The sequence below is a fragment of the Shewanella sp. S1-49-MNA-CIBAN-0167 genome (assembly GCF_040310145.1).
GTDB classification, from domain to species: domain Bacteria; phylum Pseudomonadota; class Gammaproteobacteria; order Enterobacterales; family Shewanellaceae; genus Shewanella; species Shewanella psychromarinicola.
The window spans coordinates 48273-65460 of the sequence record NZ_JBEOPO010000032.1 but is presented as its reverse complement, the minus strand read 5'-3'; the positions used below and the strand labels follow the sequence as shown (position 1 = coordinate 65460).

Genomic DNA, 17188 nt, shown 5'->3' with positions numbered 1-17188 from the left:
GAGTAGTGAAACAGCCCGCTATTATATAGCGGGCTTTTTTACGTCTGCAATTTAACAGCTTCGCTGCAATTTATGGTTTAGAGTTTGTTATTGGCAAAACATGACAGCAGTTTGTCGAATATGCCCATGCGTCCCCTTCGGGGATAAAAGAGTAGGTCATTTCCAGGCGCCTAATTTACTCGAAAGAGTAGTGAAACAGCCCGCTATTACATAGTGGGCTTTTTTACGTCTGCGATTTGAGATGTTAATGATATATCTGCTGTTAACGTGCGCTGACTCAGCAAAATATGATCGCAGTGTATCTGAGATTTTGACCAAGTGGCCATTGGTCGCTATAACCACCGATTTTCGCTGAGATAAAGGATTTTGGAACTGGTTTGACTTTCCCCGTGCTCAAGACAGTAAAGCCATCCACTGCGGTGGCTTTATGCTTTGAATATTAGTTGTACTTAACAGTACTCAATCACCTTATGCGTTATTAATTTTTTGTTTTAAGTCGTATGCATCTTCGGTAACAACCCTTTCAAGTACTTCAATGCGTTGGCGTAGGGAGCTTATTTCATCATGCAATGCTTTATTATTAGTTGCTTGTTCTGTTGTCGCACGTACTTGGCGTTCTCTAAGTTTCATTATACTAACAATAAAGCTGCCTAAAATAGCCAAGATTGGGATCAGTAATGCCATTGTTGCTGGGTTCATAAAATGTCCTTATTTGTTTTTATTCGTTGCCCATTATTGTGACAACTTAGGCCAAAATTACCAGTAACAAAAGTCATCACTGTGGAATTAATATCACGGAATTGTTTATCTCATTAATTTAACTCTATATGAGTTACTGATTCTAATGGGTATTTATAAGTAATCGCTATTAATAAGTGATTTATTTACTTGAAGCACTTGATATCATACAGGCGGTCCATATATCTAACTCTGTAGCAGGAATGATTAACGAAATGCTCGATAGAGGTTTCAGTAAACTTGCTAGCACAGTGCCGTAAGGGCTGTGAAAACTGTCCGCCACTGACATAGACAGTGGTTATTTTTTACATATTGCTTTAGACAAGGGTATGAACATGCGTAATTTTAATCTTTCTCCAGATTTAACTCCTCTTTACCGAAGTGCGATTGGCTTTGACCGTTTAGCACAACTTGCTGAACACGCTGCAGCGAATAATGCCAACTGTGGTTATCCTCCTTATAATATTGAGCTTTTAGGTGAAAATAGTTACCGAATTACCATGGCCGTTGCAGGTTTTTCGATGCCAGAATTAGATATCATGAGTGAAGGCGAAAAACTGATAGTAAAAGGCAATAAGACAGCCAAAAGTGATGATCGCAAATATTTGCATCAAGGTATCGCTGAGCGAGGCTTTGAGCGCAGCTTCCAATTAGCTGATCATGTTCGCGTAGTGGGTGCGGAATTAGAACATGGTTTGTTAAATATTGATTTAGTTCGTGAGATTCCAGAAGCAATGAAACCACGTAAAATTGATATTGTTTCAACCAACACCCTTGGTTAGGCCAATATTGTTAGGCTGATATGATTGGTGGGCTAAGTGTTAACTGCCACTTAACCTACATTATTAACCTTGTAGTTTATCTCCCCCCTATTTAGCGTTTTTGCTTACGCCTAGTTTTTAAACTAGGCTTTTTTGTGCTTAATTTTTATTTAACAGCACCGGACCTGGACCTTGCTCGACTAGAATATCTTCTGGGTTATACAGTGGACAGTGTTTCATCGATAAACAACCGCAGCCGATACAAGCTTCTAATGAGTCTTTCAACTTTTGCATCTTAGCAATCCGCTGAGTTAGCGTCTTTTTCCAAGCATTTGATAAATCGGCCCAATCTTCTTTAGTGGCGGTTCTACCATTAGGGAGACTGGTAAAGGCGAGGTGTATTTCATCTAACGAGATCCCTAATTGCTGCGCAGCTTTGATGAGCGAAATCCGCCTGATAACTTCTCGTGCATAACGGCGTTGATTACCTTGGTTTCGCCAACTGCTGATAAGACCTTTTTGCTCGTAAAAATGAATCGCAGAGATGTTGATCCCGCAACGTTTTGCAACTTGGCCCACACTTAATTCTGTTTCTACTGACATTAGCACTCCAAATTTTTTATCATTTTGGCAAATTTAATCCTTTACCTCAAGTTAACTTGAGGTATTAAGCTGTGCTGTATCAATAATAAGGAGATAAGTGATGAGATTAGAACATTTAAATTTAGTGGTGCATGACTTAGATGAAACATTAGTATTTTATCAGGCGGCATTTCCCCATTGGCGGGTTCGTGGTGGCGGAGAGTCGATTTGGCATGGCACACCACGGAAATGGCTTCACTTTGGCGATGATTTTCATTATTTATCATTTAATGATTCTGGTACGGGTGAGGTGCGCGACCTTAAAAGCAATGCATTGGGCTTAGCTCATTTTGCTTATGCAGTGGATAACATTGATGCGTTAGTGGCAAGATTAGCACTGGTGGGTTTTGAAGTAGCCATTATGGGTGGACATGACCCTTTTTACAAAAGCCGTTACTTTATTGATCCGAATGGATTTGAAGTAGAATTTGTTGAATACTCAACGGATATACCCAGTGAGCGAAATCAGTACGATAGTGAGTAGCCGATATACTGCACCATTGGGCTTATTAGAGTAAGCCCAATAATTTAGGTTAAAGCCGATTGCAACAAGCTAAAATCCGATATTCTTATTAACAATACGCTGATTAAAGGAAGTGTGATAAGTCACTGTTAACGGCTATCTCAACTTCTTGTTGCTTGCCATGGAATAAGTAAGCTACTTCATCGCCAATCAGTTGCAATGTCTCCCCTCTACGCCACAATGCACTGCCTTCCTGAATAGCTATCACCGGCGTTAATGGGTCTACCATCGTAAACTCTAATAGCCGTTGTGCGCGTGTTTCACCATTGTGCCCCGGCATTTGGTAATTGGTGTAATGCGGATTTAATTGAAACGGAAGAATGCCTAAGGCTGTAAAAGATGGAGGCTCAGTAATTGGCATATCATTAGTGGTACGAATGCTAGCACCGGTAATGTTTGAACCTGCGCTCCAACCAACATATGGCATGCCATTTTCTACTTGTTCACGGATTAAATGTACCAAGTCATAACGATACAGTTCGTTGAGCAATTGGAATGTATTTCCGCCACCAACCAAAATACCCGCTGCATCTTGAATCGCTTGTTTGGGATCGGAAAATTGATGAATGCTAGTAATGATAATGGGCAGTGGTTCAAGCGCAGTTTGTACTTTAATTAAATAGTCATCGTAATTGACACTGACGCCAGCATAGGGAATAAACAGCCATTGCTGCCCAGGTTGAGTTAATGGGCGGATGAGTTCGAGAGTATGGGTTAAATAAGCTGAATCACCGACACGTGAAGCACTCAACATTAGTGCATTAATGGTCATAAAAAGTCCTTTGGTATTTTGTTTTTGATAGTTTATCAAAAATTAATCATTATCGACAATTAGTTGGTTTTTGTCGTTTTTATTCAGTTTGGTTTAATAATATCTGCCTAAAATCTGCTCGCTAGAGATTCAAGAGTATGTTTAATCCGCCTATATAAGAAGGATAAATATTTTTTAATATAACTAAGCTTGAATTTTAGATTTATTGACATATTATGTCTTTGGTAACAACTGAAAATCGGCACTTTCGCCATACAGGAGCTTAAATGAAGCGTATATTTTTGTTGATCGCAACCAACTTTGCCATCTTACTGGTTGCCTCAATTGTAATGTCTATTCTTGGTGTTAATACCTCAACGATGAGTGGACTGTTAGTATTTGCTGCCATTTTTGGTTTTGGTGGTGCGTTTATCAGTTTAGCCATTTCAAAATGGATGGCGAAGAAAACCATGGGCTGTGAAGTTATTACTCAACCACGTGACAGTATGGAACGTTGGTTAGTTGAAACGGTTGCACGCCAAGCTGAAAAGTCTGGAATTAAGATGCCTGAAGTGGCAATTTACCAGTCACCAGAGATGAACGCATTTGCAACGGGTCCAAGTAAAAATAACGCCTTAGTTGCAGTCAGTTCTGGTTTGCTTTATGGCATGACCCAAGACGAAATTGAAGGCGTTCTCGCTCATGAAGTGAGCCACGTGGCCAACGGTGACATGGTGACCTTAACCTTAATTCAAGGTGTGGTGAATACTTTTGTTATTTTTGCAGCACGTGTTGTTGCTGGCATTATTAATAATTTTGTTTCCAGTAATGACGAAGAAGGTCAAGGCCTAGGTATGTTCGCCTACATGGCTGTAGTATTTGTACTTGATATGCTATTCGGTATTTTGGCATCGATTATCGTAGCTTACTTTTCACGTATTCGTGAGTTTAAGGCTGATGAAGGCGCCGCGCGTTTAGCAGGCAAAAATAAAATGATTGCCGCATTAGAACGTTTACGTCAAGGGCCTGAATCTGGCGCTATGCCAGCACAAATGTCAGCCTTTGGTATCAATGGCAAACGTTCAATGGCTGAGTTATTGATGAGCCATCCGCCATTAGAAAAGCGCATTGCTGCTTTAAAAAATAGCTAGCATTCAGGAGTTTACCGTCGCACTGACGGTAACGAATCCCACAAAGGAGTCTTTTGGCTCCTTTTTTGTTTTTGTGTAATATTATGATTGAATCTGAGTTGTTAATCAGGTAATTATAGTGTCCTTATAGTATTAATCGCTCGAATCGATTGCATTGGTTGTTTAATTACAGCTAATAAGGCCGATTCTGATATAATCTGACTTGGCACTAATGCTAATAAGAATACTCATAATAGTACCCATAAGATTTGGCTTATCAAAGCTTACTCAATAAGCACTATTCAGGAAGGTGGTATGCTGAAAAAAGCTATTTCTCCAGCGCAATTAAGAGAATGGCAGCTAGAAATAAATGATATTTCTGCCGAGTTTCGTCTTACAATCATGTTTTACCATGTCAATTCTGATAACAGTATTGAAGCTATTTGTACAAGTCAAAATATTGATGAAATGACTCAGCGACAACATAACGCTAGCGTGTTACAACATCTTAAAGCAACACCCCCTAATAGCGTAAAAGAAGTAGACCAACACACTAGTGTTTATCATCAGTTTATTCGTTCACCTCAAGGTCATATCATCGGTGTGATCAGCTTTAGTGCCAATAACATCGAACCGACTCAGGCGACTTTATTTCAACCTTTATCTGCGATGCAAGCGCGCATAGCGGATATGTTAACTAACGCCATTCGCTATTATATAAGCTCCTTAATCGTTGATTTAAATATCACAGAGTCAGTGTCCCCAGGTGTTGATTTACAGTCTTTTATTGATGCTTTTGATGAACATGTTTGGGTTAAGGATGCTAGCGGGCAATATGTTGCCTGTAATAAAAGTGTTGAACGAGCTTGGCGAAAATCTAAAGAGCAAATTGTCGGTAAAACTGACGTTGATCTTTTTGACCAACGCACCGCCGAAGAATTTATTGAGGGCGATAAATTAGCCATTAATAACGGCGCAACGGTAGTGGTTTCTGAATGCGAAGAATTCGACATTAATTTTAACAAAGTGTGGCTCGAAACCATCAAGGCTCCGATCCTTAATGCCCAAGGCCATTTGGTCGGTGTCATCGGCATGACTCGTAATATAGCCAAACATAAAGAGGCAGAAGAACAGTTAACGTTAGCTGCAAACGTGTTTCAAAATGCGGTCGAGGGAGTCGTTATAACTGACCGTGATGGTAATATTACTGAAATTAACCAAGCGTTTACTGATATCACCGGTTATAGCCGTGAAGAGGTAATAGGTCAAAACCCTAAAATACTCAGTTCGGGACGTCACCCAAAAAGCTTCTTTGAACGTTTGTGGAATACCTTGCTTGTTCAAGGTAAATGGCATGGTGAAATTTGGAATCGTCGTAAATATGGGGCTATTTTTCCGCAAGCTATTACCATCAGTGCGGTATTTGATAAACAAAATATCATTCAGTATTACGTTGCAGTGTTTGCCGATATTTCAGCGCAGAAACAAAATGAAGAAAAACTCAAAAACTTAGCTTATTTTGACCCTCTGACACAATTGCCTAATCGGATGCAATTTATGTCACTGCTAGAGCAAGAGGTTAATCACTCTCATAGGGCCAAAAAACAGTTGGCGATTGTGTTTTTAGATATCGATTTTTTTAAGCACATTAATGACAGTTTAGGTCATGTTATTGGCGATGAAGTTTTAGTTGAATTGGCCAATCGTTTATCTTATGCATTATCTGATTTTGACGCATTAGCACGCTTAAGTGGCGATGAGTTTGTGGTTATGTTGCCTAGCATCACGGGCACGGATTCCGTTACCTCTTCGGTAGACCGTATTCGAAGTGTGTTTGAACAGCCATTTATTCTCGATAATTCCCAATCTGTACGTCTTACTGCCAGTATGGGGGTGGCGATATATCCAAGTGATGGTGATGATCATGACAGCTTATTGCGTAATGCTGATGCTGCAATGCACCGTGCAAAATTAGATGGGCGAAACAATTATGCCTTTTATACTGAGTCAATGACCAAACAGGCTGTGGCGCAATTAAAACTGCAAACAGCATTGCACCAAGCGCTGGTGAATGAAGATTTTTATTTAGTTTATCAACCGAAGTTGAAACTGTCTGATCTGACACCCAGTGGCTTTGAAGCGCTCATTCGTTGGCATGACCCTGTCTTTGGCAATATTTCTCCGGCAGAGTTTATTCCATTAGCTGAGAAGATTGGCTTGATTTGGGATATTGGTTTATGGGTATTAAAGGCAGCCTGCCTGCAAGGGGTTGAATGGCTAACTCAAGGTAAAATGTTTGAGCGTATTTCAGTTAATGTGGCTAGCTTACAGCTGCAAAGAAATGATTTTGTCGATAAAGTGCGATCCATTTTATTAGAAACCGGATTACCTGCCAAACATTTGGAATTAGAAGTAACCGAGTCTTGTATGATGATCGATCCCGATGCGATTATTCATGATTTGAAATTATTAGGTGCTATGGGAATTGCCTTGAGCATCGATGACTTTGGTACCGGTTATTCTTCACTCAATTATCTGAAAAAGTTACCGATTGATACGTTGAAAATCGATCAGTCGTTTGTGCGTGATATCCCTCATGATGCTAATAACACCGTCATTGCAAAGGCTGTTATTGCACTTGGGCATGCACTGAATTTGCAGATTATTGCTGAAGGAGTAGAAACCGTCGATCAAGCAGATTTTCTGCGGCTCAATGGCTGTGATTTTGCTCAAGGATATTTGTACAGCAAACCGCAATTGCCACAAGATCTTAACGAGTTTTTACCTATGATCCGTAACAGCATTAACCTGCCCACTGAAATTAACTTAAAGTAAATAAAATAGCAGCTTACACAATATGTAAGCTGCTTTTATATCACCATTACGACTTTTTAGTACTGTATTAAGCGTAAATATCTACGTTCACAGAGGTTGAATTACTGTTAGCCGTTTCGGTGTTTTCACCATTATAAATACTGCTCAACGCCTCAAAGAAAATACTGCCGATGTCCTCGTCAGATAAGCCTTCTGTAAGTGGTTTTAATTCATCCAACATAGACTTCAGCGACTCTTGTTGCTCGTCGGTCAATGATGACAACATGTCAGTTGTTAATTGCTGTTGATCATCAGACAAGGTCGACACCGCTGTATCTAACCCAGGCGGTACACCGCCTTTTGGTGGTGGCGGACCATCAGGACGCGGAGGTCTTTGGGTGTTCTCGGCCGATGTCATTTGCATCGAATTGTTACCACTAGTCACTTGCATATTTACTCCTTAAGCATTGATTATTAATTATTTTAGGCAAGAATACCCCTTAACTACACGAGTGTTATTTGCGCTGTTTTGGCGGTTGTTTCATATCGTCAGGACCATTGGCGGGTACAGCGACAAGCTCGCCATCGATAATTTGACAGCTTGCTTCAAGGGTGTCGCCACGGGGGGTGTCAAAACTAACCTGATCATTTTCAGCACTGTTAGCACACGCTTCAACAGCTTCTTTAGGTGGTTTTCTATCATGTGGGTTAGCATTAGCACCGACAGATACTAATAACATAAAGCTAAGTAGACCAATACTGATTGGCTTAAGAGTCATGGTGACACTCCTTGGTTAGGTAACTCATGGCAATATAACCTAACAATGTGGAGTAATTGTGCAGAATTGGAGGAGATTTTTATCAGTTATTTATCGCGACTAGTTTGTGCGTATATAGCTGGTTATAATGTCTTTTATGAAAATATCTCAAAAGCTTTTCTTAGCCTTCGTTGGCCTTACCAGTATTGTACTTATCGCCACGTTATCATTAGCGAGGTGGAGTTTTGACCAAGGTTTTTTAGACTACATCAACGGATTAGAACAAGAGCGTCTACAGTATTTATCGAATGAACTATTGGCACTTTATGCGGCTAATCCGGTATCACAAACTGATCCATCAGTAATGACAGAGCAACAATCTACACGAGTGTGGCAGTCTATTAATCAAAAAGCATTAACACAAGCCATTGCGCTTCATGCGCCACGTCCACAAAAATATCGTCCAGACGGCAGCGCAATGCCCCCCCCAAGACCGATTGGTGATAATCCTCCTTTGGGACCGGGATCACAATTAGGTCCTCCTAGACGACGGCCTCCGTTTGCTTCACCACCTTCTGGTCCACCGACAGGGTTATATTCAGCAGCGCAACAATTTATCGTCGGCGCCGACATTGACCATGCGGACGTTCTCATTAGCTTACCGCTAATATTTGATGATCAGGTCGTCGGTTATTTATACAGCAGCCCTATTAGAGACATTGAATCTTCTTCGGCTACTGCATTTTCTCAGCAACAACGCTGGACCAGTATGGGAATTGGTTTATTGTGTTTACTGCTTGCGAGTGCGATTGCTTGGTGGTTATCTCGTTTTCTGCTTATTCCGGTAAAGCAAGTTATGCTGGGCGTGTCATATTTATCTCAGGGTAATTATGATCAACGTTTATCGCCTCAGCGCACCGATGAATTAGGCCAACTAATGGCTAATATTGATCATCTGGCGCTGACATTATCTAAAAATCGTAGTGCCAAAAATCGTTGGTTAGCGGACATTTCGCACGAATTGCGTACCCCTTTGAGTATTTTATGCGGTGAAATTGATGCGATTAAAGCGGGGATCAGAACATTTAATCACATTCAGTTAATCTCACTTGAACAAGAAGTGCTGCGTATGAAGCACTTAGTCGATGATTTGTATGAACTATCTTTATCTGATGTTGGTGGATTACGTTATCATTTCCAGCGGGTGAACGTCAGTGAATCACTACAAAGCACGCTTAATAGTATGGCTACCAGCCTACAAGATAAAGGCCTAACGCTACAAAGTAAGCTCCAGCCTGAGGTGTATTTATCTGCCGATATGCTTCGTCTTGAACAGCTATTTATTAATTTATTAATGAATTCTATGGCTTACACAGACAGTCCAGGGGTAATTGATGTGCGATTATCACAACAAAATAAAACGATGAGATTAACTATTAATGACACCAAGCCCAGTGCCAGCATTGAAGAGTGTGAACACCTGTTTGAGCCATTATATCGCCAAGACAGTGCCCGCACACGCCGTGGTAGTGGTGCAGGTCTTGGTTTAACCATCTGTAAGAATATTGTCGAAGCGCATGATGGCACCATTAAGGCCATCCCATCACCACAGGGTGGACTTTGTATTGAAGTACTATTACCTATGCACAGGGAGTCATTATGAGTGGACATGTTCATCAACAACCATTAACCATATTAGTGGTGGAGGACGAGCCTAAAATAGCGCAGATTTTAGTCGACTTTTTAACCCTTGAAGGTTTTAACACCTTGGTACAACACGATGGTCGTGAAGTGATTGAAACGGTTAAGTCTCAACAAATTGACTTTATGATTTTAGATCTGATGTTGCCCTATAAAGACGGTTTAACCATTTGCCGTGAGTTGAGGCAATTTTCAATGCTGCCAGTATTAATGTTAACGGCGCGGGTAGATGAAATTGACCGCTTAATGGGCTTAGATATTGGAGCAGACGATTATGTGTGTAAACCATTTTCGGCTAGGGAAGTCGTCGCTCGGGTCAAAACGATTTTAAGACGAGTTGAAAATACCCATGGCAGTCAAAGTGAACAGATTATTCGTTATAAATATCTGCAGATCAATATCGAACGTTTTAAATGTCAGGTCGACCAACAAGAGATTGAATTAACACCGGTTGAATTTAGATTACTGCACACTTTGCTAAAAAGACCCGGTGTAGTGCACTCTCGCGACAGCCTAATGCAAGTTTGCTATGTTGACGATCGTATTGTCAGCTCGCGTACCATAGATAGTCATGTCAAAAATCTACGTCATAAGTTGGCCCAAGCTAGTCAACAAAAAGAACTATTACATTCAATTTATGGGGTAGGCTATAAGGTGGAATGAGCTGGTAAATAATACCAGCGCATGTGGCTGGCTCGAGGCATGCTGAGCGTGTGGTAAGTCCGTTTGGCTATGATGAATATAGCTTGTTAGCTGCTCACCTTATTGATAAACGGCCTGGAATTGTCGACATAAAACGCCCTCAATCTGCCCCGTTTTTTCGAACATCTCTATCCGCCATGCCCATAGCAGTGGGCTTTGACAAGCAACAGTGGTATGCCTTCACTTATGACGCTTAGTTTACTGGTGCTATTTATGTTGGGCCGTTAAGAGCTATCATAACTTGGTACTATCTGTGCGCTACAACGCCTTATTCATCAGTTAACTCGGTTTAGCAAATGCTTAACTGAGATCATTAACGCTCCACTTTCCGCTTCTTCGGTAGTCATCTGATTATTAAAATATTATTGAGTCGACTTACTTTTATTTATTATATCTACAAGGATATTTGCTCGCTCATCGCTTCGCTTTTGTTTGACATGGCATTGAAATAATTCGCGGTATCAATGTGGTATCAATGCGGTCTCATTTTGATCTCATTTGGGTCTTATTTTGACATCGAACACACTGACGAGACATTGATTTAGGCGATCGGCAGTAGAGCATCGGTATTTAACTATTGGTATTAGCGCAATTGGTTGTAGACTAAGAGTTGATAGTCGGACCAAAGTGGATCAGGTAAGATAGTGCTTCCACTGGCATGTGCTATTTGGAATACATTTATACTGAGGTGGACTGTTTTTCTGCCTAGGAGCATTAATGCAACTGTTTGTAAAAGATTTAACTGTTATTGATTTTTCTTATCTTTGCCCCATTCGCGGCATGGTAGGTGAAAGCTGGATTGTCGATGTGCTATTAGATGGCGGCTTAGATGAGCAAAATATGGTGCTCGACTTTGCCAAAGTCAAGCGTACCATCAAAAACACCATCGATGATGTTGCCGATCATCGTTTGTTAATCCCTACGGCTTGCAGCGAAGTGCGCTGGCAGCAAAAGGGCGACCGAGTATGGATGGACTTTAGCAGCCAAAAAGGTGATATCCACCTGGCGTGTCCATCACAAGCTTTTGCACTGATCCCAACCGAAGTTATCGACTATGAAAGTGTTAATGACTTTTTGAAAAAAGCCTTACGTGAAGTGTTGCCAGAAAATGTCCAAGGTATCAGCCTGACATTACGCCACGAAGCACTTGATACGCCGTTTTATCATTACAGTCATGGTCTACGTAAACATGACGGTAATTGTCAGCGTATTGCTCATGGTCATCGGAGCCCGGTAACGGTATTTGAAAATGGCATCGCGACACCTAAATGGGACCACTATTGGGCTGAACGTTGGCAAGATATTTACCTTGGCACCGAAGAAGACTTAGTGTCTATCAAAACACTTCATTTGTCTAAGCAAACGAAAGTCAGCGACGAAACGCATTTTGGTTTTCACTATGTTGCCCCTCAAGGTGATTTTCAATTAGCGATTCCTAAGCATTGTTGTGACTTAATTCCCCATGACACCACCGTCGAGTTATTGGCTGAATACATGGCTAAAACATTGTCGAGTAAAGAGCCCGAAAGTCATTTTAAAGTCATCGCTTTCGAAGGTATTGGCAAAGGAGCCATTGCAGTAAGAGGTTAATCAAGTATTATTAATGGGCTGCCATACGGTAGCCCTTTTTTTATGTTTTTTGTCGCAATTAACAAGGAATGCATTTCGATTATGTTATTAAAAAAGACACTTTTACAATCGATTTCAACGGCCGCAATGCTGGTGATCAGTCTATGCGGACTCAGTACTAACGCTGCTGCAGCGGTGACATTTCAAGGTCAGTTTGAACAAGGTGCACTAGTGCGTGGCGCCGTGCCAGCAGGCAGTAAAATTTTACTTAATGGCCAACCGGTAAAAATCACCCCAAATGGTCAATTTGCCATTGGGTTTGATAGAGACGCGAAAGCAGAGCAAGTGTTTAAAGTCATTTACCCAGACGGATTAACCGAAATTAAACCGCTAAAAATTGCCGCGAGGCAGTACAAAATTGATCGGGTCACTGGCATTAGCCAAAAAATAATGAAACCCGATCCTGTCGCCCAAAAAAGGGCGGCTAAAGATGCCAAACAGACTCGCGCCGCCAGAGGCTTATTTAGTCAGCAACAGGCATTTATGCAGCCCTTTATTTGGCCAGTTACGGGCAGAATTTCAGGCGTTTATGGCAGCCAACGGGTATATAACGACGTTCCCGGTAACCCACATTTTGGTGTTGATGTTGCACGTCCAACAGGCACGGTCGTCGTCGCGCCAGCAGACGGCGTTATTACCTTAGCCGAGCCTGATATGTTCTATTCTGGTGGCACTGTGATTATCGATCACGGTTATGGGATTAATTCAACATTTTTGCACTTAAGTAAATTGTATTTAACCGTCGGTGACAAAGTTGTGCAGGGCGATAAAGTTGCTGAAATTGGTGCAACCGGTCGCGTTACGGGTCCGCATTTAGATTGGCGCTTAAATTGGTTCCAAATGCGCCTAGATCCAGTGTCAATAGTGCCGTCAATGGCCAGCGTGTTGGCAGCGGAGAAAGCGGCAAAATAGTTTTTAGCTTATATTTTATCGTTCCGGTAATGCGATTAAGTTGGAAGAGTTTGTTTATGTTTACATTTTTTTGAACTATAGCTGGCGCGATTTTCGGTTTAAATGAACCACTCTGGTGATATTTTAATGTTACCTCGAGTTACCGACATAGATAGCACGAGTCAATGGTTACATTATAAAGCACAAAGGGTCTTGGCATGATCAAACGAGTGGGCAATACCAACATTGAACTGAAACACAAAGCGACATGTCATTGTGGAGCGGTTGAACTTGAACTCACTTTACTAAACGGCATCGAAAACCCGAGACGCTGTGATTGTTCAATTTGTCGTAGAAAAGGTGCCATTGTTGCTTCGGTTAAACTCGATGGAATTCGATTGGTAAAAGGCCAAGATGTGCTTAAGCTATATCAATTTAATACCAACACCGCGAAACACTTCTTCTGTTCTCACTGTGGTATCTATACCCATCATCAACGACGCTCAAACCCGAGCGAATATGGCTTTAACATTGGCTGTTTAGACGGCGTCAATCCATTTGATTTAGGTAACGTGGTCACCGGCGATGGTGTCAATCACCCAATCGATCGGACTGCTTAACAACAAGTAAAATTTGACTAGCAGTAATCGTGGGTGTCACATTCATTTGTTCGCATGAGACGTTTTCCCAGCCAATAGCTGCCGACGTACAAAGCTCAGTCAAGTCAGGGTGCCGCTCGCAATGTCATGCATATAGTAAGAACACAAAGAGATTGAGCCACTAGGTCGCTGGTGTTGTCAGAAGAGTGAAATGGGACGGTTAAGGTTTATGGTCAATATAATGAGAATAAGACTACAACTGAAGATGTTTAAGCATGGATCTACATTGAGGTTATCGGGATTATTTCGATTACAGTTGACCAGGTCATACGGCTCAATCTTATTAGCAATGTTGCTAATTTATGTGCTGGAATAATCAAAGGCTATCGCAATGAATGATGAAAGCAGCTATGTTGTTGATTATAAGAATGGGTGGCTTAGTTTCGTTGTTAGTTTCGTTGTTAGTTTAGTTGTTATGTTTATTAGCTAGTTATGGAGAATATATTATGAGTAAACCAATACGTGCTTCAGATACCCCCTATGCAGTCGAGGTAGAAGCGGGTAAAAATTATTTTTGGTGTTCATGTGGGGAAAGTAAAAAACAGCCTTTTTGTGATGGTTCTCATAAAGGTTCTGAATTTACACCAGTGAAATTTACTGCCAAAGAGTCTAATAAAGTGTTCTTTTGTGGCTGTAAATCAACAAGAACTCAGCCAATGTGTGATGGCAGCCATAAACAAACATAACATCAACAGGAACATCAACAGGAAAATCACTCGCGGGGCGGGGCCAAAACGCGGGAGTTTTCCAGTGATATTAACATTAAATCTGCGCGGACATTTCAGCACTTGCGGCAGTGGCAATTAAGCGATTATCCATATGTGGCGTTGTTGCGCTGTTAATTTAAGACGACATTAACGGTTGGCTATCTGTTTTAGCATGTCTAATGCAACGGCTTCGGCAATACTGATGCCGTCGATACCCGCCGATAAAATGCCGCCTGCATAACCGGCACCTTCACCTGCAGGGTACAAACCTTTGGTATTAAGACTTTGATAATCTGCGCCACGTTTAATTTGCACTGGTGAAGAGGTACGCGTTTCAACGCCCGTTAACATGGCATCTTTACTGTCAAAACCTCGAATTTTCTTACCGAATGCGGGAATGGCTTCGCGGATCGCATCGATGGCGAATTGGGGTAATGCATCGCTTAAATCAGTCATTTTTACATTGGGTTTATAAGATGGCTCAACATTTTCAAACGGTTTACCCACCCCCGCGGCTAAAAAGTCGCCTACCATTTGCGCAGGTGCATCATAATTACTGCCGCCCATAACATAGGCATTGCGTTCCAATTTACGTTGCAGCGCGATCCCTTGCAGTGGATCGTTATCAAAATCACTTGGGTCTATCCCCACCACAATGGCACTGTTAGCATTACGTTCACTTCGCGAATATTGGCTCATACCGTTAGTGACTACCGCATGCTCTTCTGACGTTGCCGCCACAACCACACCACCAGGGCACATACAAAAGCTGTACACACTGCGACCACTTTTACAATGATGGACCAACTTGTAATCTGCAGCACCTAACATTGGGTGGCCCGCGTTACTGCCAAAGCGGTCTTTATCTATCATGTCTTGTTTGTGTTCAATACGAAAACCAATCGAAAATGACTGCGCCTGCATATACACGCCTTTATCATGCAACATTTGGAATGTATCACGGGCACTGTGGCCAATCGCAGCAATGACATGTGTAGAATGCAGCACTTCGCCATTTCTAAGTGTGACACCCGTCACCTGACGATCGCTAATATTGATTTCATCGACACGGGTTTCAAAGCGAACTTCACCGCCTAATCGGATGATCTCACTACGCATTTTCTCCACCATAGTCACCAGTTTAAAGGTACCAATGTGTGGTTTGCTGACATAAATGATTTCAGCCGGTGCGCCCGCGGCAACAAATTCTTGTTTTACTTTTAAGCCTTTAAAACCAGGGTCTTTGACTTGACTGTATAACTTACCATCAGAGAATGTGCCCGCACCACCTTCACCAAATTGCACATTGGATTCGGTGTTTAGCTCACTGGTACGCCAAAAACGGAAGGTATCTTTAGCGCGTTCGTGCACTGATTTACCGCGCTCTAAAATAATGGGCTTAAAACCCATTTGCGCCAATATAAGTCCGACAAACAAGCCACATGGTCCCATACCTATCACCAATGGGCGCTCCGTTAACCCTTCTGGAGCACAAGCAACATACTTATAATCGGTATCTGGTGAAACACGGATGTTGTGATCATCAACAAGCGACGCCAATAACGCCACTTCGTCTACATTGGTTAATGTCACATCCAATGTATAAATTAACCAAATTAAATTCTTTTTACGGGCATCGTAGCCACGTTTAAACACATGTATGTCAACCAGCTGCTCCGCGGAGATAGATAGCTTTTGCAATACCACATCTTGCAGCGCATCTTCATTATGGTCGAGAGGCAATTGTACTTGGTTTAAACGGATCATGATTTACCTAAAAAAGAGACTTAAAAAACAGCGCATAGTTTACGTGATTTAGCTCTAAAATGAAATTATCTATCGATGTCATATGCCATTCAGGCTGCGATTGGCGAAAGCTCATCATCGCTACTGGACAGGTTAAAGGGTGTTTTTAACATTTATTGCGCCGATTGGTTAATTAAGCGACCATTTTTAGGCCTTTATTTTCGTCACTATCAGGATGTCGTTTAACTGCCCCAATCGTTGTCCTGTCATTAACAACATGCTATATGGCTAGATTATATTTATGTCTTGGGTAAGCCCTGTCAAGAAAAGGGATTTCACGCCTGTTGTGTATTATTGAACTAAACTTAGGTAAACCGACAACCATTGGCCAAAAGGGCTTATGATGATCATTACCCGATGAATAGTGAGCCCCCCAAAGCACCTTTGGGCATTTTCCCTAGTTCCTGGAGTGAGCTGCGGGCTGGTCGAATCCCCGGTAATATTCCGATATGGGTGGGGATCCTATCTGAACTCACTGAATTTGGTATTTTTTTCGTCGCTTATTTTATTGCCAAATACCATTACCCAGAAGCTTTTTCTCAAGGCCCCCAAAGTGTAAGTACCCTCGCGGGGGTAACAAACACATTGATATTACTTTCAAGCAGTTACTTCATTGCAAAAGCCATGATCAATATTCGGTTAGACAATCGAGCCAAGTGTGAAGTCTATCTGTGGCTCACTCTGGCTTGTGGTTGCTTGTACCTATTGGTGAAATCCGGCGAATTCTATTGGAATCATCAGCAGGGTTTTCGAACCAGTAGCAGTGAGTTTTTTACTGTTTATTACTATATGACTTTTAATCATTTCCTCCATGTGGGTTGGGCTGCATGCGCGGTTTTATGGGTGATTTTTCGTGTGCGTAGAGGAGCCTATTCAGCGAAACAACATTCAGGTCTAGAAGCATTAGCCATGTACTGGCACATGATTGATTTGATGTGGATCCTTATTTTTCCACTCTTGTATGTTCTAAGGTAGG

The 17188-nt window shown here is 41.6% G+C and carries 17 protein-coding genes; 11 read left to right on the top strand and 6 right to left on the bottom strand.

Annotated elements, in window-relative coordinates; translation table 11 throughout:
- Window positions 1-468: 468 nt before the first annotated feature.
- A complete protein-coding gene (locus AAEZ00_RS15150) occupies window positions 469-699 on the bottom strand; it encodes a hypothetical protein (protein ID WP_101032051.1) in 231 nt (76 codons plus the stop codon).
- 374 nt (window positions 700-1073) lie between these two features.
- Between AAEZ00_RS15150 and AAEZ00_RS15145 the strand changes: the two genes are divergently transcribed.
- Entirely contained in the window at window positions 1074-1520 is a 447-nt protein-coding gene (locus AAEZ00_RS15145; RefSeq protein ID WP_351088960.1) for an Hsp20 family protein, read from the top strand.
- A 138-nt stretch (window positions 1521-1658) separates the two neighbouring features.
- Here the strand turns inward: AAEZ00_RS15145 and soxR are convergent, their stop codons facing one another.
- Complete coding sequence (soxR, locus tag AAEZ00_RS15140) at window positions 1659-2102, bottom strand: redox-sensitive transcriptional activator SoxR (RefSeq protein WP_101032049.1); 444 nt, start codon at window positions 2100-2102, stop codon at window positions 1659-1661.
- Window positions 2103-2199: 97 nt separating this feature from the next.
- Between soxR and AAEZ00_RS15135 the strand changes: the two genes are divergently transcribed.
- Window positions 2200-2625: a VOC family protein gene (locus AAEZ00_RS15135; protein ID WP_164839497.1), complete on the top strand. Its 426-nt coding sequence runs from the start codon at window positions 2200-2202 to the stop codon at window positions 2623-2625.
- Window positions 2626-2728: 103 nt separating this feature from the next.
- Here the strand turns inward: AAEZ00_RS15135 and pepE are convergent, their stop codons facing one another.
- Entirely contained in the window at window positions 2729-3436 is a 708-nt protein-coding gene (gene pepE / locus AAEZ00_RS15130; RefSeq protein ID WP_351076010.1) for a dipeptidase PepE, read from the bottom strand.
- Window positions 3437-3702: 266 nt separating this feature from the next.
- Between pepE and htpX the strand changes: the two genes are divergently transcribed.
- Window positions 3703-4566 carry a protease HtpX gene (gene htpX, locus AAEZ00_RS15125; RefSeq protein WP_351076013.1) on the top strand — a complete coding sequence of 288 codons (864 nt, stop codon included), beginning with the start codon at window positions 3703-3705 and terminating at the stop codon, window positions 4564-4566.
- 294 nt (window positions 4567-4860) lie between these two features.
- Window positions 4861-7380 carry a sensor domain-containing protein gene (locus AAEZ00_RS15120; RefSeq protein ID WP_351088958.1) on the top strand — a complete coding sequence of 840 codons (2520 nt, stop codon included), beginning with the start codon at window positions 4861-4863 and terminating at the stop codon, window positions 7378-7380.
- Between the two features lie 67 nt (window positions 7381-7447).
- On the opposite strand, the gene AAEZ00_RS15115 is transcribed toward AAEZ00_RS15120, so the two are convergent.
- The gene (locus AAEZ00_RS15115; RefSeq protein ID WP_351076019.1) at window positions 7448-7810 is read right to left on the bottom strand and encodes a hypothetical protein; all 363 of its coding nucleotides are present in this window, start codon (window positions 7808-7810) and stop codon (window positions 7448-7450) included.
- A gap of 64 nt (window positions 7811-7874) precedes the next feature.
- Window positions 7875-8138 (bottom strand): hypothetical protein, encoded by a 264-nt coding sequence (locus AAEZ00_RS15110; protein ID WP_101032043.1) that lies wholly within the window; start codon window positions 8136-8138, stop codon window positions 7875-7877.
- Between the two features lie 136 nt (window positions 8139-8274).
- Here AAEZ00_RS15110 and AAEZ00_RS15105 point away from each other — a divergent pair, with 136 nt between their 5' ends.
- From AAEZ00_RS15105 to AAEZ00_RS15080, 6 genes are all read left to right on the top strand, one after another.
- Window positions 8275-9780: an ATP-binding protein gene (locus AAEZ00_RS15105; protein ID WP_351076022.1), complete on the top strand. Its 1506-nt coding sequence runs from the start codon at window positions 8275-8277 to the stop codon at window positions 9778-9780.
- On the top strand, window positions 9777-10481 hold the full coding sequence (locus AAEZ00_RS15100) for a response regulator (protein WP_351076025.1): 705 nt from the start codon (window positions 9777-9779) through the stop codon (window positions 10479-10481). The genes AAEZ00_RS15105 and AAEZ00_RS15100 overlap by 4 nt, the downstream gene beginning before the upstream one ends.
- A 756-nt stretch (window positions 10482-11237) precedes the next feature.
- Window positions 11238-12110, top strand: coding sequence for a 6-carboxytetrahydropterin synthase (locus AAEZ00_RS15095; RefSeq protein ID WP_124011739.1), 873 nt, complete (start codon window positions 11238-11240; stop codon window positions 12108-12110).
- Between the two features lie 126 nt (window positions 12111-12236).
- Window positions 12237-13061 (top strand): M23 family metallopeptidase, encoded by an 825-nt coding sequence (locus AAEZ00_RS15090; protein ID WP_164839573.1) that lies wholly within the window; start codon window positions 12237-12239, stop codon window positions 13059-13061.
- Window positions 13062-13258: 197 nt separating this feature from the next.
- Window positions 13259-13660 carry a GFA family protein gene (locus AAEZ00_RS15085; protein ID WP_351076029.1) on the top strand — a complete coding sequence of 134 codons (402 nt, stop codon included), beginning with the start codon at window positions 13259-13261 and terminating at the stop codon, window positions 13658-13660.
- A gap of 485 nt (window positions 13661-14145) precedes the next feature.
- Window positions 14146-14385 (top strand): CDGSH iron-sulfur domain-containing protein, encoded by a 240-nt coding sequence (locus tag AAEZ00_RS15080; protein WP_101032036.1) that lies wholly within the window; start codon window positions 14146-14148, stop codon window positions 14383-14385.
- Window positions 14386-14553: 168 nt separating this feature from the next.
- Here the strand turns inward: AAEZ00_RS15080 and AAEZ00_RS15075 are convergent, their stop codons facing one another.
- A complete protein-coding gene (locus AAEZ00_RS15075) occupies window positions 14554-16173 on the bottom strand; it encodes an NAD(P)/FAD-dependent oxidoreductase (RefSeq protein ID WP_101032035.1) in 1620 nt (539 codons plus the stop codon).
- Between the two features lie 396 nt (window positions 16174-16569).
- Here AAEZ00_RS15075 and AAEZ00_RS15070 point away from each other — a divergent pair, with 396 nt between their 5' ends.
- Window positions 16570-17187 (top strand): cytochrome c oxidase subunit 3 family protein, encoded by a 618-nt coding sequence (locus AAEZ00_RS15070; protein ID WP_124011735.1) that lies wholly within the window; start codon window positions 16570-16572, stop codon window positions 17185-17187.
- The last annotated feature ends 1 nt before the right edge of the window (window position 17188 follow it).